At 47.4% G+C, this 17342-nt stretch carries 15 protein-coding genes; 7 read left to right on the top strand and 8 right to left on the bottom strand.

Annotated features, from left to right (window positions below):
• Window positions 1–65 precede the first annotated feature (65 nt).
• On the top strand, window positions 66–959 hold the full coding sequence (gene cyoE, locus QZ942_RS02320; protein ID WP_292993025.1) for a heme o synthase: 894 nt from the start codon (window positions 66–68) through the stop codon (window positions 957–959).
• A 92-nt stretch (window positions 960–1051) separates the two neighbouring features.
• Here the strand turns inward: cyoE and QZ942_RS02315 are convergent, their stop codons facing one another.
• Complete coding sequence (locus tag QZ942_RS02315; protein WP_292993024.1) at window positions 1052–2434, bottom strand: FAD-linked oxidase C-terminal domain-containing protein; 1383 nt, start codon at window positions 2432–2434, stop codon at window positions 1052–1054.
• 4 nt (window positions 2435–2438) lie between these two features.
• The gene (locus QZ942_RS02310) at window positions 2439–3017 is read right to left on the bottom strand and encodes a BON domain-containing protein (RefSeq protein ID WP_292993023.1); all 579 of its coding nucleotides are present in this window, start codon (window positions 3015–3017) and stop codon (window positions 2439–2441) included.
• 113 nt (window positions 3018–3130) lie between these two features.
• On the opposite strand from QZ942_RS02310, the gene QZ942_RS02305 reads away from it, so the two are divergent.
• Window positions 3131–3637, top strand: a complete 507-nt coding sequence (locus tag QZ942_RS02305) for a chemotaxis protein CheW (protein ID WP_292993022.1) — start codon at window positions 3131–3133, stop codon at window positions 3635–3637.
• A 67-nt stretch (window positions 3638–3704) separates the two neighbouring features.
• Window positions 3705–4592 carry an acetylglutamate kinase gene (argB, locus tag QZ942_RS02300; protein WP_292993020.1) on the top strand — a complete coding sequence of 296 codons (888 nt, stop codon included), beginning with the start codon at window positions 3705–3707 and terminating at the stop codon, window positions 4590–4592.
• Window positions 4593–4715: 123 nt separating this feature from the next.
• Here the strand turns inward: argB and QZ942_RS02295 are convergent, their stop codons facing one another.
• Window positions 4716–5441, bottom strand: a complete 726-nt coding sequence (locus QZ942_RS02295; protein WP_292993018.1) for an RNA methyltransferase — start codon at window positions 5439–5441, stop codon at window positions 4716–4718.
• Window positions 5442–5891: 450 nt separating this feature from the next.
• On the opposite strand from QZ942_RS02295, the gene QZ942_RS02290 reads away from it, so the two are divergent.
• From QZ942_RS02290 to QZ942_RS02275, 4 genes are all read left to right on the top strand, one after another.
• Window positions 5892–6470 (top strand): plasmid pRiA4b ORF-3 family protein, encoded by a 579-nt coding sequence (locus tag QZ942_RS02290; RefSeq protein WP_292993016.1) that lies wholly within the window; start codon window positions 5892–5894, stop codon window positions 6468–6470.
• Window positions 6471–6550: 80 nt separating this feature from the next.
• Window positions 6551–9265: a DNA methyltransferase gene (locus QZ942_RS02285; protein WP_292993015.1), complete on the top strand. Its 2715-nt coding sequence runs from the start codon at window positions 6551–6553 to the stop codon at window positions 9263–9265.
• Entirely contained in the window at window positions 9195–9584 is a 390-nt protein-coding gene (locus tag QZ942_RS02280) for a hypothetical protein (RefSeq protein ID WP_292993014.1), read from the top strand. The genes QZ942_RS02285 and QZ942_RS02280 overlap by 71 nt, the downstream gene beginning before the upstream one ends.
• Entirely contained in the window at window positions 9584–12445 is a 2862-nt protein-coding gene (locus tag QZ942_RS02275) for a BPTD_3080 family restriction endonuclease (RefSeq protein WP_292993013.1), read from the top strand. Before QZ942_RS02280 ends, QZ942_RS02275 begins: the two co-directional genes overlap by 1 nt.
• Before the next feature lie 100 nt (window positions 12446–12545).
• Here QZ942_RS02275 and QZ942_RS02270 read toward each other — a convergent pair whose 3' ends face one another.
• The 5 genes from QZ942_RS02270 to QZ942_RS02250 all read right to left on the bottom strand — a co-directional run bounded on the left by QZ942_RS02270 (window position 12546) and on the right by QZ942_RS02250 (window position 17245).
• A complete protein-coding gene (locus tag QZ942_RS02270) occupies window positions 12546–13799 on the bottom strand; it encodes a class II fructose-bisphosphate aldolase (protein WP_292993012.1) in 1254 nt (417 codons plus the stop codon).
• A 38-nt stretch (window positions 13800–13837) separates the two neighbouring features.
• Window positions 13838–14182 (bottom strand): hypothetical protein, encoded by a 345-nt coding sequence (locus QZ942_RS02265; RefSeq protein WP_292926478.1) that lies wholly within the window; start codon window positions 14180–14182, stop codon window positions 13838–13840.
• 22 nt (window positions 14183–14204) lie between these two features.
• Complete coding sequence (gene cbbX, locus QZ942_RS02260; protein ID WP_292993011.1) at window positions 14205–15146, bottom strand: CbbX protein; 942 nt, start codon at window positions 15144–15146, stop codon at window positions 14205–14207.
• A 183-nt stretch (window positions 15147–15329) separates the two neighbouring features.
• On the bottom strand, window positions 15330–15764 hold the full coding sequence (locus QZ942_RS02255) for a ribulose bisphosphate carboxylase small subunit (protein ID WP_292993010.1): 435 nt from the start codon (window positions 15762–15764) through the stop codon (window positions 15330–15332).
• 20 nt (window positions 15765–15784) lie between these two features.
• Window positions 15785–17245, bottom strand: coding sequence for a ribulose-bisphosphate carboxylase large subunit (locus QZ942_RS02250; RefSeq protein WP_292993065.1), 1461 nt, complete (start codon window positions 17243–17245; stop codon window positions 15785–15787).
• Window positions 17246–17342 lie beyond the last annotated feature (97 nt).

Below are 17342 nucleotides of genomic sequence, written 5' to 3'. Positions count from 1 at the left end.
AAACAGGATTGGCTTGAATCAAATATAAAAATATTCAATGAAAATGGATAAAGGAGATCAAAGACATGTCTACTAGTATGACTTGGCATGAAACAGCAACGCGTATTAATCAGTTCTATCGTTTAACGAAACCGCGTGTTGTATCGTTGATTGTTTTTACCGCAGTTATCGGAATGTTTCTCGCAGTACCCGGAGCGGTACCTTTAGATATCTTGATCTTTGGTACGATAGGTATTGCGTTAGTGGCAGGAGCTGCCGCAGCATTAAATTGCTTGGTAGAACAAAAGATGGACGCTGTTATGGCGCGAACGAAAGGAAGGCCGCTCCCACAAGGAAAAGTAAGTGTTCCAGAAACCTTGTTCTTTCTATTGATTGTCGGAGGGTTGGGACTTTTCGTCCTGTATCACTGGGTTAATGCGCTTACTATGTGGCTGACATTGGGAACTTTTGTAGGCTATGCCATAATTTATACCGTGATTCTGAAACCGCTAACGCCACAAAATATTGTAATAGGCGGCGCCTCAGGTGCTATGCCGCCTGTGTTGGGTTGGGCAGCAGTTACGGGTGACGTTACGGCGGATGCGCTGTTATTATTTTTGATTATCTTTGCCTGGACACCGCCCCATTTTTGGGCGCTTGCGCTATACAGAAAAAATGAGTATGCATCAATTGGGATGCCTATGCTTCCAGTGACACATGGCGATCAATTTACAAAATTGCATGTGTTGCTGTATACAATCATTTTGTGTATTGTAACAACACTGCCTTATATTACTCAAATGAGTGGACTGATTTATTTGGGAAGTTCGGTTGTGTTAAATGGAATTTTTATGTACTACGCAGTAGAAATTTACAGAAACTATAGTGATCAGCTGGCACGAGAAGCGTTCCGCTATTCGATACTCTATTTAGCGTTGCTATTCGTAGCACTACTAGTAGATCACTACTTCTTTTTTTAGAGCTTAAGTTTTAAGTATCAGAAATATTACGCTTGTAATATGTGACGATTATGTGGTTGTCACATATTACAAGCGCAAATTAAACGCACTTCTCAGATTGACTCAGTTTTAGGAAACAATTTTCCAGGATTAAGAATATTGTTGGGATCGAACAGATGTTTGATGCTCCTCATTAAATCCAGCGTTGCATGGTCTATCTCTTTCGTTACAAAAGCACGTTTCTCGCTACCGATGCCATGTTCTCCTGATAACGTACCTCGAAGATGGATAACCAAGTCAAATATCTCATCCAAACAACGTTCTGCTCGTGTAACTTCTTCAGCATCATCAGGGTTAATCAACAAATTGACATGAATATTACCATTTCCGGCATGGCCAAAATTTACATTGTGAAGGTGATGTTGCGTACTTAGTTGTGTCAGCCCGTGTAAAAATTGGGGCAGTGTACTGACTGGAACTACAACATCTTCATTAATTTTCTTGGGCGCAATTTCACGTAATAAAGGGGATAAAGCCTTGCGGGCTTTCCATAGTGCTGCGGTATCATTCACCTGGTTGGCATGAATCAATCCGCCGGTTCTACATGCCGCAAGTATTGCGGATAACGCATCAGGAATGTCATTCTTGGAACCATCGACTTCAATCATCAGCATGGCGGTTGTATTCGTTGGTAGCATGTCAGGATAGCGGCCACGTATTAAGTTTAGCGAGCCGGAATCCAGAAATTCAAGAGCACTTGGTAGTTGTGGTAGCGACATAATATTAACGATAGCTTCTGCGCAACTTGAAAGATCGTGGAAATGTGCTGTAATGCCAGCGACGGCACTGGGCAAAGCGGTCAGTTTAAGCGTTGCTTCGGTAATCACAGCGAGCGTTCCTTCGGAGCCAATCAAAAGCCGGGTAAGATCATAGCCGACAACACCTTTAGTGGTATAGCAGCCGGTGGTAATGAAGTCTCCCGCACCGGTCACGGCTTTCAAACCCAGAACATGTTCCCGCGTCGTGCCATATTTAACCGCATGAGGCCCCCCCGCACTGGTGGCAATATTTCCACCAACACTTGAGAACATGGCACTGGAAGGATCAGGCGGCCAGAAAAAACCAAATGGCTTAGCGGCATCTTGCACGGCCTGATTCAACACACCAGGTTCAGCCACTATGACGCGATTCGCAGGATCGACCGAAATGATGTTGAGCATGCGCTCCATCGATAAAGCAATGCCGCCAAATTCTGGCAAGCTACCGCCTGCTGTACCGGTACCACGTCCGCGCGGAATCAGTGGAACCTGATATTGATTGCATAGCGTAACGATGTGTTGTACTTCCTCACCAGTTAGCGGAAATAGGACGGCATCAGGCGGAAAGATTTTGCGGCTGTTATCATAGGCATAAGAATAACAATCAACCGGATCGGTATAAAAGCGATCGGGAGGAAATGTTCCCTGCAGATCTGCTATCAAATTAGCGGGTAACATGAAATTAATTCAAATATTCGAATACTTTGACGACTTTCTTTACACCAGAGGTAGAACTGGCAATTTCCGCTGCGTTATCGGCTTCTTGTCGCGTAACCACACCAAGTAAATACACCACTTCATTTTCTGTCACAATCTTGACGTGATTAATCTGAAACTTACGTTCAGTTAAAAACCGCGCCTTAACCTTGGAAGTAATCAGTGTGTCATTGCTGCGGGAAGCCAGAGAAGTATTTCCGGCAACAGCAATTTCATTGAAGATCTTGCGTACATTATCAACACCCATAATTAGTTTCTCAATATCCGCCTTGATGGTTTCTGTCGGTGCTTCTCCCGTTAACAGAACCATGCGATTATAACTGGTGATATTGATGTGTACTTGATCGCCGAATTGTTGATAAATACGCCGTGCCCCTTTTAATTCAATGCCCTCATCTTCAATGAACATGCCACTGGTTCTGCGATCCTCGGAAATATATGCGCCGGTTCCTGCTGCAGTACCAACTGCAAACATCGGAACACAACCTACCAGAAAGGGGAAGAATAAAAAAAGAGCCAGCCAAGTTTGATTGAGATATTTCATTTAATTTACTCCACAGAATTCAAAATTTCATGCCGGATAATACAGTAAAATAGCCAGATCACGAATAATCAATGGCCTAAAACGCAGCATTACAAAGTGACTTAATAGGCATTATGAGCATAGAAGAATACCAACATACATTAACCGAGCAAATACAAAGCGCGATTAAAGATAATACTTCTTCCACCGTGCTGGGTGTGGCAGTGGGAGAAGATCGCTATTTGATTCCTATGGTTGAAGTCAGTGAAGTCATACAAATACCCAAATTAGCGTACGTTCCGTTAACGCAGCCCTGGTTTCTTGGTTTGGCCAATGTACGCGGGAATCTTTATGGAATCACGGATTTAGGTGTTTATCTGGGCGGCAATCCAACGGTATTCAACCTAAAATCACGAATACTACTTGCTTCTCCAGGGAATAAAATGTTCGGTGGTTTCATCGTCAACAGTATGCTGGGTATCAGAAATTTATCTGAATTTACCCCGGTTAAATCGGCCAAAAAGAAACTGCCCAAGGGTGTTATCGCAAATTATAAGGATACAGAAGGGCGGCTATGGCGAGAATTAAGCCTGCATGAATTGATTCGTGATGAAAAATTCTTGCAGATTGCGCGTAAATGAATTGCTGTCTGAACCAGCTCCCGGTACGTTTTTATTACAAATTATTTGATAAGTGATTGAGAGAATCATGTCGACTTCCCACGCTGTAGCAAAAGATAAAGCCAAAATTCTGTCCGAGGCACTGCCTTATATACAACGTTTTCATGGCAAAACCATTGTGATTAAATATGGCGGGAATGCCATGGTGGAAGAAAATCTCAAACATGGATTCGCACGCGATGTCGTGTTGCTAAAACTGGTTGGTATGAATCCGGTGGTGGTTCATGGCGGCGGCCCGCAGATTGATGACATGCTCAAGCGTGTCGGTAAGCAAGGCGAATTTATCCAAGGCATGCGCGTCACCGATGCGGAAACCATGGATTTGGTTGAAATGGTATTAGGCGGATCGGTCAACAAAGATATCGTGAGCCTAATCAATCGCCACGGCGGCAAAGCCGTTGGGTTGACGGGCAAGGATGGCGCTTTTATCCGCGCTAAGAAGATGCTCATGGCAGATCGCGAGACAGCGGGAAAATGGATCAATATCGGTCAGGTTGGCGAAATCGAATCGATTGACCCCTCTTTGATTGCGCTGCTCGATACGCAGGATTTTATCCCGGTCATTGCGCCCATTGGTGTGGGCGCCGAAGGCGAATCGTATAATATCAATGCAGATCTGGTTGCCGGTAAGCTGGCTGAAATTCTTAAGGCGGAGAAACTGATTTTATTATCCAACATCCCCGGTGTGCTGGATAAAGCAGGCAACCTGCTGACCGGATTAACTGCGGAAAGGGTGGATGAATTATTCGCCGATGGCACCATTTCTGGCGGTATGCTACCCAAAATCGGTTCCGCTCTGGATGCCGTCAAGAAGGGCGTCAAATCCTGTCACATCATTGATGGACGGGTAGAGCATGCGCTGCTGCTGGAAATATTGACCGATCAAGGTGTGGGGACTTTGATTAAGGAAAACTAGATATATCTTTGACTGATTGTCATTTCGAGCATCGCGAGAAATCCTCAAAGATTCCTCATTGCGCCCGGAATGATCAATGTCAGTTATTCAGGATTTCTATAGGTGCAAGAGAGCTTTGGAATGCTACCAGCGCTTCCCCAATGCGGTCAGAATGCCGCGCAGAATCTGCACTTCCTCTTTTTCCAATCGTGCCCGTGCGAACAAACGGCGGATGCGCTGCATCAACAGCTTGGGTTTTTGCGGATCAAGAAAATCGCTGGCAATCATTGCCTGCTCAAGATGCGCATAAAATAACTCCAGATCATTAAAACTAACTGGTGATCCAATCGGGGATGCAGGTTCTTCGTTTTCTATCAGCGCCATGCGCAACTCATACGCCATCACTTGCACAGCGCTTGCCAGGTTCAGTGAAGTGAATTCCGGGTTGGCAGGAATGTGAATAATGATCTGGCACTTATTCACTTCCGCGGTGGTCAGGCCGGAGGTTTCTGCGCCAAACAGCAATGCGACCGGCTGTTGCCGCGCATAACGCAATAATTCCCGTGCACCCTGGCGTGCATTGAAGACATCATGCGAAAGGTCGCGTGGTCGCGCCGTCATTGCTGCAACCATCACGGTGTTTTCCAACGCTTTATCCAATTCGGTGCAAACCTTGATTTTATCCAGAATATCGCGCGCGCTCACAGCACGTGCATCCGCCTCTCGATCCGGAAAAAGCCGGGGATTGATTAGGTACAGCGCGCTCAATCCCATCGTTTTCATCGCCCGCGCAGCCGCACCGATATTGCCGGGATGGCTGGTGTGGCTGAGAACGATGCGAACATTAGCAAGCGGGCAAGGAGCATTCATAGTGAAATAGGGTTGTTGCCAAAAAAGAAATGATTGTTGATTTTATCAATCAATACGAGAAATGGAGGTGCCATGACCAGGATTCCCGCCGATGCAACTCCGGATACCGGATTCTAACAGAGGTATGAATTGAAAGCAGTGTGTGGTAACAGCCGGACAAGGAGGGTTTTTACTGAGACAATGAGTTAATAATAAAAAACTCGTTGTTTCGTAGCGGCTAAGTAACAATCCGAATGAGCGGTTACTTAAGGAATCTCTGAATGACTCACCTTTGTCATTCCGAACGTAGTGAGGAATCTTTGGCAATCAACAGTATAGATTTCTCGCTCTGCTCGAAATGACAGTTATTCAGAGGTTCCTTAAGCAGTGCTGTGGGTAAGTATGCAGCGCAGCAAGTTCGGTGTTTATACGAACCGGCACAATCATTAATTTTGTTCGGGAGTAATGGAGATGGGAACACGCGCGGCAACAAAATCTTTACGGTCAACCTATCAACTTAAAATTACCCTAAAGGGTTTTCGTCCGTCAATATGGCGCAGGTTTTTAGTAGCAAGCACAGTCAGCCTGGAAGATGTGCATGATATTTTGCAAATTGTGATGGGATGGACCGATTCCCATATGCACGAGTTCTCTAAGGGAGACGATCGTTATGGCGTGCCAGATGCGGATTTTCCTTCGGATATTCTGGATGAAGCCAAATACCGGCTTGATCAGGTATTAAAGAACGAAAAGGATAAGCTGATCTATACTTATGATTTTGGTGATGGCTGGGAGCATGAAGTCGTTCTGGAAAAAATCTTGCCGTTTGAAACAGGCATTGCTTTGCCGGTGTGTCTCAAAGGCAGCGGGGCTTGTCCGCCTGAGGACATTGGCGGAATAGGAGGGTATGCGATGTTCCTGGATGCGATTTCAGATCCTGAACATCCGGAACACGAAAGCATGCTGGAATGGATAGCAGAGGATATCGACGGTGATTTTGACCCGGAATATTTTGATCTGGCTGAAGTGAATAATCTGTTGCAGGGCTAATGCGATGGCTTGGCGGGACGCTCGCGGGAAAGTAAGTGTGGCAACATGGATAATCGTTCATCAGGAAATTGTAACCAATTATGGCAACTAAGGACGACAAGGCGGCAGGTAGCGGACCAAGCCAGAAAGCGCAGCAAGAAACTATGCTGGATGAAGAATTTTCGCTCGAATTGCAGGAAGCATCGCCAAGTAGAGCGATGCCGAGAAAAGAATCCTCTGGGAAACGCACACCGGATCAACGAAAAGAGAAAAATCAGTCTTCCGAAGTGCTCAGTTACCGCCATGACGATAAACGCACCAACAATCCGCATGTCGGCATGGTCGATACGCATTCAGACGGCGTGGAAGGAAAAACCGCTTGGCAATACGACCCGCATATCGATCCGGCGCTGAATTTCGATAGCAGCCGCGCAATGATTGAAACCTTGATCGATGATGCGCTGGCATCGGGAGACAAAGAGCAGATGCAAGCGGCGCTGGAGCAGCTCAAACGCATGCAGTCGCCGTATTTGAACTGGAGCGGCAAAGCCGAGCGCACCAGTTTCTCAGTGGATACTGTGTCACTGCATGTGCACGAACGCATTGATCCGGCGACGATTCTGGCGGCGGTGCAGAAAAAGCTCAAAGACGGCAAAGGAAAACCCAGCGCCGCAATTCAACCGGATTTGTTCCATGCGCCGTTTGAAAACCTGCCGCTGCGTGAAGCCATCGATTTTTATAAGCACGACCGCGATTGGGCGAATCGATTGATCGCCGGAGATTCATTGCTGGTGATGAATTCGTTGCTGCAAAAAGAAGGCATGGCCGGGCAGGTGCAGATGATCTACCTCGACCCGCCTTACGGCATCAAGTACGGCTCCAATTTCCAGCCGTTCGTTAACAAACGCGACGTGAAAGACCGCAGCGACGATGATTTGACGCAGGAACCGGAAATGATCAAGGCGTTCCGCGATACTTGGGAACTGGGCATTCATTCCTATCTGACTTATTTGCGCGACCGGTTATTGCTGGCAAAGGAACTGTTGCACGAGTCAGGGAGCGTGTTTGTGCAGATTTCGGATGAGAATGTGCATCATGTGCGGGAAATCTGTGATGAAATATTTGGTAAAGATAACTTTGTCTCTTTGGTATGTTTCAGAAAGAAGCTGATGCCGCTGGGTGCTAAGACTCTTGAACAGATGTCTGACTTCCTGGTCTGGTATGGACGCGATGTAACCAAAACAAAATATCGTCACATGTATCGCGTAACAGTTCCAGATTCAAAGGGGCGTTGGACGGGATTGTGCGATAGGGATCTTAATCTTCGCAGGTTGAGCAAGGAGCAAAAAGCCGGATTTCGAGACGGGAAAATTCCAGACTCAATCTTTGGTACAGTATCTCAGTGGGCGCCCTCATATTCCGAGGCCAATGATTTTGTTTTTTCTTTCGAAGGTAGGCAGTATCAACCAAGTTCCGGACAATGTTGGGTTGCATCTCCCGAAAAAATGGAGCGCCTGAAGCAAGCAAGGCGACTTTTTGTCGAAGGTGCATTTCCCCGCTTCGTAACTTTTCACAAGGATTTTGAATTTGCAAAACTAACTGCACCTTGGGACGATACTGCACCAGCGCAAGACAAGGCTTATGTAGTGCAAACCAATGAGACAGTAATTGCACGCTGTCTTCTGATGACCACCGATCCCGGTGATCTGGTGCTTGACCCGACATGCGGTTCCGGCACCACCGCTTTCGTCGCCGAGAAATGGGGACGGCGTTGGATTACCACCGATACTTCGCGTGTGGCCGTGACGCTGGCGAAGCAGCGCTTGATGACCGCAAGCTATGATTATTTTGAACTCAAATATCCGCACGAAGGCTTGCGGAGCGGATTCATCTATAAAACCGTGCCGCATGTCACGCTCAAATCCATCGCCAACAATCCGGAGATCGACGAGATTTATGCACGGATGCATCCGGCGGTTGAGACTGCATTGGCGGCATTGAATGCCATTCTTCCGGATTCAGCGTCATTCCCGCGCAGGCGGGAATCCAAGGTTTTTGTTGCATCACTGGATTCCCGCCTGCGCGGGAATGACGATTCAGCAGGTCAAAGCGGGAATGAGGGTGGTTTGAAAGAATGGGAAATGCCATTCGATTTTCCGGTCGATTGGCCAGAAGCCGCAAAAAAACCATTCGACGCCTTCCATGCTGCGCGTCAGGCGATGCAGAAGCAAATGGACGCATCGATTGCCGCGCATGCGGGGCAGGAAATTCTGTATGACCAACCGGCGGTGTCCAAAAGCAAATTGCGCATTACCGGCCCGTTCACCGTGGAAGCGGTGCCGTTTGCCACGGTGCTGGGGCTGGATGAAGCCGAGCAACCCAAGGAAGCGGATATCGCCGTGGCGCGTTCGGGCGCGACCTGGCGGCAAAGCCAATGGCGTGACGAATTGCTGAAAGCGGGGATCCGCGGCAAAGGCGGACAGAAAATCCAATTGCTGGATCTGGTGCCGCTGCCCGGCGCATGCGGCTTTGGAACAACGGCAGGTGGAAATTGCGATGCGCGAAGCGGGCGAGCTGTTTCCGTTACCGAAAATGCTGGTGTTTTGTGCGTTTACCTTCGATCCGGAAGCCGCCAAGGATATCGATACGATCAAAGGCATTACCGCGCTGAGAGTGCAGATGAATACCGATTTGCTGACGGAAGACCTGAAGAAAGGGCGCGCCAGCAACGAGTCGTTCTGGCTGATGGGGCAACCGGATGTGGTGGTCAAGCAGATCAAAGCCGGGTGCTATCAGGTGGAAGTGCGCGGTTTTGATTATTTTGATACCAAAACCGGCGAACTCAAGTCCGGCGGCAAAAAGAATATTGCGATGTGGGCGCTGGATACCGATTACGACAACCGCTCGCTGTTTCCGCGCCAGGTGTTTTTCCCGATGGCCGGAAGTGGCGATGGCTGGAACAAGCTGCGCAAGGATATTCGCGCCGAACTCAACGAAGAGTTGCTGGAACAATTCCACGGTACGGTGTCGTTGCCGTTTGAGGCGGGGGAGAACGAATGCATTGCGGTGAAAATCGTTGATGATCGCGGCATTGAGTCGCTCAAAGTGATTAACCTGGATCGGATATCCGTTTGATGCCTGATAAAACCCCTTCTTCGCTGATTATCAATTCGCCGTACGAGAAACCTGCCCGTTATTGGGATCAGGACGAGAACGGCAAGTTATTAACGGTCACGCAAGGCCGGCGGCCCGCGGCGTATGAGTTGTATGACACACGCACCAATACGCGGCGTGTTGAAAAGCTGGAGCTGGTCAACGCCATACGCGAACGCGTCGATGCATGGCGCGATGCCGGTTGGCCCGGCGTGACCAGTGTTACCCGGCAATTATTGGAACATTGGTTTGATCGCGGTGAATGGGACAGTGAGGGAAAATGCTGGGTTGGCGGGCCAAGGCATTATCCTTTTTACTTTTGTCAGTTGGAAGCGATCGAATCGCTGATTTGGTGGCTGGAAGCGCCGCAAGATCATAAACAAGGCATTTTCTTACAGGGCGACGGCGGGCCGTGGGAGCGCATTTGTAACAAAATGGCCACGGGGTCGGGCAAGACGCCGCTGATGGCGTTGATCATCACCTGGCAAACCTTGAATGCGCTGCATTATCCCAAAGATACGCGTTTTTCCAAGGCGGTGTTCATCGTGGCGCCGGGGCTGACGGTAAAAAGCCGCTTGCAGGTGTTGTACCCCGGTGATGAGAAGAATGTCTATGATGAATTTCGCCTGTGTCCAAACGAGGCGATGCGGCAAAAGCTCAATCAAGTCGAATTATTGATTGAGAACTGGCATACCTTGATGCCGCTGAAAGAGCAGGAGCGATCCGTTGTTAATAAAAAGGGGGAGGAAAGCGACGAGGCCTTTACCCGACGTGTATTGGGCAAGCTGGCGGCGTGCAAAGATCTGGTGGTGATCAATGATGAAGCGCATCATGCCTACCGCCAGCGCGCGGAAATGAAAGTCAGCAAGAAAGAAGCGGAAGAATTGGGTATCGATCTGAATGAGGCGACGCGATGGATTGAGGGATTGGATCGCATTCATAAAACCCGGCGTATCCGCCGCTGTTTTGATTTATCGGCGACGCCATTTGCACCGACGGGTAAGACGAATACCGAAGCGGGGTTGTTTGCCTGGGTGATTTCCGATTTTGGCTTGAATGATGCGATTGAGGCGGGTTTGGTTAAAACGCCGCGCATTGTCGTACGTGATGACGCGATGCCGAATGCGAAAAGTTATCGCAGCAAGCTCTATCATTTATACCGCGAAGAAGAAGTCAGAGAGGATTTAAACCGTAAAGCGAATGCCGCCGACCCGTTGCCGGATTTGGTGCAAAAAGCTTATGCCATCCTGGCGTATGATTGGCAACTGACGGCGCAGGAATGGAGCAAGAGCGGGCACGAAATTCCGCCGGTTTTATTAACGGTTTGCAACCGGACTGAGACGGCAGCGCGTATTGAAAAATTTTTCAACAGCGGCGATTGCCTGATTAAGGACACTCAGGTTCCAGATAGGACTTTACGGGTGGATTCCAAGGTGCTGGAAAAAGCTGAGCGCGGGGAGTCTGTCACTAAAGACAAAGACTATGATCAGCGCTTGACGGAGATTATCGAAGCAGCCGGTTTGCCCTCGGATAAAACGGAAGATTTGCTGGCGCTGAAGCAGCAGGAACAACTGCGCGCTTTGGTGGACACGGTCGGCAAGCGCGGCCAACCCGGTCAGAAGCTGCATAATGTGATTTCGGTCGCCATGCTGTCCGAGGGATGGGATGCCGCGAATGTAACGCATATCATGGGATTGCGCGCATTTACCAGTCAGTTGCTGTGTGAGCAGGTGATCGGGCGGGGTTTGCGGCGTGTGGCGCATGATATGGATGAGCAGGGATTGTTTTTGCCGGAATACGTCAATATTTTTGGCGTGCCGCTATCGATCTTTCAGGATGTGGGGGAAGAAGGAGAAGCGCCGCCACCGCCTAAACCGAGTGTGCGCATACAGGTCGAACCCGGCCGTAATCACCTTGAAATTCGATGGCCCAATATTCAACGCATTGATGCCGTGCTGAAGCAGGAATTGGTTATGGATTGGGAGAATGTTCAGCCATTGACACTCGATCCGATGAATACGCCGCTCAATGCGGAAGTGGCGCCATCACTCACCGGGTTTGCGAATCTATCGATGGCATCAGAAATTGATCTGGAAAAAGCCGTGGATGATTTTAGGCTGCAAAATCTTATTTTCCGCGCTGCCAGAAAGTTGTATTTACAAAGTGCGGATAGCTTCGGTGGCGACAAGCAATTTCTCGCGGTGCAATTGATTCGTATCGTCGAAGCGTTTCTCGACAGTGACAAACTGGATATTCCCAGCCTTTGGCATCAAGATCCGATACGCAAGCAGATATTGTTTGCGCTGAATATGGATACGGTGGTCGCACATGTGAGCCGTTTTGTCAGCGCGCAAAATACCGAAAAGCTTGAAGCGATATTTGATGAATTGAATCCCATCGGTTCCACTGCGCGTATGCGCTCCTGGCTGACCACGCGGCCTTGTTTAGCCACTGAGAAGTCACAGATTAGCCATGTGGTTTACGACAGCGCATGGGAAAAAGCCGTAGCGGATCTTTGTGAGAAAATACCGCAAGTGGTTGCATGGGCTAAGAATGATCACCTGGATTTCATAGTGCGCTATCTGTGGCGCGGCTCTTCGCGTAATTTTGTTCCGGATTATTTAATTCGCCTGAATAACGGTAAAACGCTGGTTCTTGAAGTGAAAGGTGTTGATAGCGAACAAAACCGGGCGAAACGCGCTGCGATGGAAACTTGGATTAAAGCCGTCAATGAACAAGGCGGTTTTGGTCATTGGTGTTTTGATGTGGTGTTTGAACCTGCGAGAACCCGGGATGTATTGTTAAGGCATGCGGGGATCGATCAGATATTTAAAGCGGTTTGATACCTGTTAATCAATTTCTCATTCGGCTTTTGCACACTTTTTCATATACTACCTGGCTTTACATCCTTGCATTCAATTTAGGACATGCTGCAAGTGCTGCTTATAGCTCTGCTGCTGCGGAGTTTAGTGACGAGTTATGTATTCCAAATTCCTTCAGTTGATGTTCCGTACTGGATAAAGTCGAGACAAAAGTAATATTGATCTTTTTAGGATCAGTCGAGTGGGATATTTGATTGTAGAAAGCGTTATAGTGCGGATGAGATTGGTAACTGTTGATAACATCTGCGTGTGCCAGTTGGATTCGCCAACAAAGGCGATATTGCCCCGGTTCTGATAATGCCCAACCTGAGAAAACTTGGCGCACACCAGGAATTGTCGTTAAAGTTTTACGTGCTTGTTCAGTCAGCGTATCAAATTGCTGTAGATAACGGCTCTCAACATTACAAATAATGATTTGTTCTACAGACTGCCAAGGGCGGCACTGAATCAAAACTTCCGCTGCGCGGCCCGCTGATCCCCAGAGATGCATATACAATTTGATTTGTTCTTGAAGGCTTTCTTTAACACCGTGCAATGATTCAATATAGCCCTTTTTGCTGCTTTTTTGGCTATTGGAACGAATTGCTGCGGCAGCGGTATCGGAAAGTTCCGTGTAACAGTTAATTTTAGCAACGCCATTTAAAATCAACTTATGGTACTGCTCTTCAACTAAACCGCTTCCGCCATGCAGCACCAGTGGAATGCCGAGTTCATCGTTAATACGTTTCAGACGTTTGAAGTCTAATTTAGTGCTGCGATTGGGCTGGCGGCCATGGATTGTGCCAACGGAAACAGCAAGGAAATCAATTTTGGTACGTTCAATATACACTTTAGCTTCTTCTGAAGAGGTATAGACGACTTCTCCCAAGTTATTGATTGCATTTTCTCCTTCCACACCGCCCACAAAACCGAGTATTCCTTCAACTGCTGTGCCGCAGGCATGAGCTACTTCTGTCACACGGCTGGTTTGAGTGATATTGACTGGGAATGTTTCTGAAGAAACATCCAGCATGACACTGTTGCAACCAAGATTAATCGCTTGAACGATGGATTCATGTTTCTTTGCATGATCAAAGTGGATAGCAACCGGCACTTTGGCGTAATGTGCAGCTCGTTCGACAGCCGGCATGATCAGGCTAAAATCATGTTGGTGGAAGAGCGGCTCAGAAAGATTGAGAATGACTGGTGAACGACAAAACTCGGCTGTCGTGATAATAGCTTCCAAGAAGTCCAGACTTACCAGTCCAAAACCACCGATTGCGTAGTTATTTTGATAAGCATGATTCAACATATCGCGCATATCTACAAGTGGCATTTTTATCCTCTGTAATTTAGGGGTGTAAAAAAATTAGCTCAATGCATGATTTTTTCAAGTGCCTGATCCAAATCATCCAGAGCTGACCCCATGATAAGACCTGCATAGCTATGGTATAGCCACAATTCACAAGAAACGGGTAGGTGTAAACCACGTCGTCCACGAATCTGAAACTCGCGCCATGCCAGAATGGGCTGATCGTCTTTATTACTATCTACGCATAGCCACATGGCCTTGTCTAGAATGACTTCTAATCCGCGATGCTGCTGTAATGTCACTCGCAAAGGATAGCCTAGTCGCAGCAGCGCAAGCCGCCCGCGGTTATAACAAGCCGCTTCGATCGTTTTAGGGAAAATTCGCCAAGGGAGAGTCAGCGTTTCCATCGCTATCGATATATTGTAATTTTTATTTTTTGTTTTTTGTTTTGGATTCACTATCCAAGGTACTTTCAAGAAAAACACGACTCGCTAAAATATCTTCCGCTTCTAATGTGATGAGATCCGTTTTGGATAATGATCTGTTTGTTCCGGAAAATAGTCGATTTGCCTGCCGCAGCCGAGCACGATCAAGCGCGTTACGAACTGAGCGCGCATTGGCAAAATGCTCTGACTTCATACGCAGGCGGATATATTTCCCGAACGCCTTTTCCCCGGCTGCACTGAAGCAGTAATTCTGACTTTCTAACATTAACTTAGCAATCGCGACTAACTCATCTGCACCATAATCCGGAAAGTCGATGTGGTGCGCTATACGCGAGCGCATGCCGGGATTGCTATGAAAGAATTTGTCCATGCGATCTTTGTAGCCGGCCAAAATAACAACCAAGTCATCGCGATTATTTTCCATCGTTTGCAGCAAAATTTCTATTGATTCTGCACCATAGTCACGTTCGTTCTCTGGTTTATAAAGATAATAAGCCTCATCAATGAAAAGAACGCCTCCCATCGCTTTCTTTATCACCTCTTTTGTTTTTGGTGCGGTATGTCCAATATATTGACCGACCAAGTCGTCTCGGGTCACTGAAACCAGGTGCCCCTCTCGCACATAGCCAAGGCGATGTAAGATTTCTGCCATGCGCAGGGCTACTGTTGTTTTCCCAGTACCGGGATTTCCAGTAAAACACATATGTAAACTGGGTGCTTCCGCAGATAATCCCATTTGTTTGCGAACACGATCGACCAGCAACAATGCAGCCGTCTCGCGAATACGAGTCTTCACAGGAATTAAGCCAATCAACTCACTATCTAGTTTATCCAGTACTTCTTGGATATTAGACTCCCGGAACTCTGCATCCAAATCAATCACGGTATCTTTGGGCGAAGTTAAGTTTTTAGATTGCTTAGGCATGTTTGATTACTCATTGAGGTCTCATGGGATAGATACTGTGGCATACATATCAATTATGTGCATTTAATCTTTAGAGGCTGCTATTGAATAGCTTAATCGATTAAATTTTTAATGCCATCACGCTTACACTACTCACTATTTCTCTCCCTCCTTTACGGAGAGAGAGAAATCTTACACTAACTGTTAGTAACGCTCAGCTTCCGGTTTGTCGGTTGCATAAGAGTGAATGGTATAACTAATGCTCCGTCCAGCTCCTTCTTGACGCACCAAACCAAAACCTGGTTCTTTCTTAGGCCGATTGACAATATAAGACATGGTCGGACTTTCCACTCCACGTGTTGAGTTAAATGCAGTCACGCGGATATAGTGGTTTGGGAAAGTCTTACGGCAACTATTGATTTCCAGCAAGATTCCTGCCGGATCTTTCAAATCAAACATAGGATTGCCAAACATTTCCCAGTACGTGTTACGTGGATGCGGGTCATCCGTATATTCGATTCCGATTGCCCAGCCATTCTTCAACGCATACTTGAGCTGAGCTGAAATTTGCTTGTCGGTCAATGGGGGCAGGAAAGAAAATTGCCCCTGTGTGAGAATATTACCTGGATTGGTCATCATGATTGTTTCTCCTAAAATGGTTAAACGCTTGCAGTTGTGGAGGGCACAAAGTCAGCGGTATCAGTAGAATCGTAGTTAAAGGTGATATCTTTCCACGTATCCAACGCTTGTTTGAGCGGCGTACACCACTTGGCAGCATCTGCAAGAATTTGCGGACCTTCTTTGACGTAATCCCGGCCTTCATTACGCGCCAAAATCATCGCTTCGAGTGCTACACGGTTTGCTACTGCGCCGGCCTGAATGCCTTGAGGATGGCCGATCGTACCGCCACCGAACTGCAATATCACATCTTCGCCGAGATAATCAATCAACTGATGCATCTGGCCTGCATGAATACCACCTGAAGCGACAGGCATGACTTTATTAAGTGACGCCCAATCTTGATCGAAGAACAGACCGTGTTCTAGATTCTTTTCAGTATTTGTGTCACGCAAGGTATCGTAAAAGCCCCTGATCATCAGTGGATCGCCTTCAAGCTTCCCAACAACCGTGCCTGCATGAATATGATCGACACCCGCCATACGCATCCACTTACAAATCACACGGAAATTCATGCCGTGATTTTTCTGGCGTGAATAGGTCGAATTACCAGCGCGATGCAGATGCAATATCATGTCGTTCCTACGCGCCCATTTTGCCATCGACTGAATCGCGGTGTAGCCGATCACCAGATCGATCATGATAATGACTGAACCCAGAGATTTTGCAAACTCCGCTCTTTCATACATGTCTTCCATCGTGCCGGCCGTCACATTCAAATAATGACCTTTGACTTCACCCGTAGCGGCAGAAGCTTTATTGACTGCTTCCATGCAATATAGGAAACGATCACGCCAATGCATAAAAGGTTGTGAGTTAATATTCTCATCATCTTTCATGAAATCCAGGCCGCCTTTCAGGCCTTCGTATACAACGCGTCCGTAGTTACGTCCGGAAAGACCCAGTTTTGGCTTGGTCGTTGCACCCAATAACGGACGACCAAATTTATCTAAACGTTCACGTTCTACCACGATACCGGTTGCAGGGCCTTGGAAAGTTTTCAGGTAAGCAACGGGAATACGCATGTCTTCCAGACGCAGTGCCTTGACTGCTTTGAAGCCAAAGACGTTACCGATAATCGAAGCGGTTAAGTTGGCGATTGAGCCTTCTTCGAATAAATCGATATCATAGGCGATATAGGCAAAGTATTGCGCTTCGTTTTTAGTACCTGGGCCTGTGTTTGGAACCAGCTCAGACTTATATGCTTTAGCACGATAAAGTTCACATGCAGTCAGTCGGTCAGTCCATACCACGGTCCATGTTGCCGTAGAAGATTCGCCTGCGACCGCTGCTGCCGCTTCTTCATGATCCACTCCCGGTTGAGGCGTGATGCGAAACATCGCAACAACGTCTGTATCTTTGGGTACATAGCTAGGTTCCCAGTAGCCCATTTTTTTGTATGGAAGGACACCGGCTTTGTAACGTTCTTTACCTTCTTTCATGGTTTCTGAAGCCATAATTTTTCTCCGAGTTATTGAAAAACCCACGCTATAAACTTTAGTTAGGAAGTAGACATCAGCGGGTGAAAATATAGTAGAA

The organism is Nitrosomonas sp. (assembly GCF_021731985.1).
Classification (GTDB): domain Bacteria; phylum Pseudomonadota; class Gammaproteobacteria; order Burkholderiales; family Nitrosomonadaceae; genus Nitrosomonas.
This window is presented reverse-complemented; position numbering and strand designations above follow the sequence as displayed.

Coding starts and splice junctions, on each gene's coding strand:
- QZ942_RS02265 (WP_292926478.1), bottom strand. CDS start 14,182: ATGGAAACGCTGACTCTCCCTTGGCGAATTTTCCCTAAAACGATCGAA.
- QZ942_RS02305 (WP_292993022.1), top strand. CDS start 3,131: ATGAGCATAGAAGAATACCAACATACATTAACCGAGCAAATACAAAGC.
- QZ942_RS02310 (WP_292993023.1), bottom strand. CDS start 3,017: ATGAAATATCTCAATCAAACTTGGCTGGCTCTTTTTTTATTCTTCCCC.
- QZ942_RS02290 (WP_292993016.1), top strand. CDS start 5,892: ATGGGAACACGCGCGGCAACAAAATCTTTACGGTCAACCTATCAACTT.
- QZ942_RS02315 (WP_292993024.1), bottom strand. CDS start 2,434: ATGTTACCCGCTAATTTGATAGCAGATCTGCAGGGAACATTTCCTCCC.
- cyoE (WP_292993025.1), top strand. CDS start 66: ATGTCTACTAGTATGACTTGGCATGAAACAGCAACGCGTATTAATCAG.
- QZ942_RS02275 (WP_292993013.1), top strand. CDS start 9,584: ATGCCTGATAAAACCCCTTCTTCGCTGATTATCAATTCGCCGTACGAG.
- QZ942_RS02295 (WP_292993018.1), bottom strand. CDS start 5,441: ATGAATGCTCCTTGCCCGCTTGCTAATGTTCGCATCGTTCTCAGCCAC.
- QZ942_RS02270 (WP_292993012.1), bottom strand. CDS start 13,799: ATGCCACTTGTAGATATGCGCGATATGTTGAATCATGCTTATCAAAAT.
- QZ942_RS02280 (WP_292993014.1), top strand. CDS start 9,195: ATGGGGCAACCGGATGTGGTGGTCAAGCAGATCAAAGCCGGGTGCTAT.
- QZ942_RS02285 (WP_292993015.1), top strand. CDS start 6,551: ATGGCAACTAAGGACGACAAGGCGGCAGGTAGCGGACCAAGCCAGAAA.
- cbbX (WP_292993011.1), bottom strand. CDS start 15,146: ATGCCTAAGCAATCTAAAAACTTAACTTCGCCCAAAGATACCGTGATT.
- argB (WP_292993020.1), top strand. CDS start 3,705: ATGTCGACTTCCCACGCTGTAGCAAAAGATAAAGCCAAAATTCTGTCC.
- QZ942_RS02255 (WP_292993010.1), bottom strand. CDS start 15,764: ATGATGACCAATCCAGGTAATATTCTCACACAGGGGCAATTTTCTTTC.
- QZ942_RS02250 (WP_292993065.1), bottom strand. CDS start 17,245: ATGAAAGAAGGTAAAGAACGTTACAAAGCCGGTGTCCTTCCATACAAA.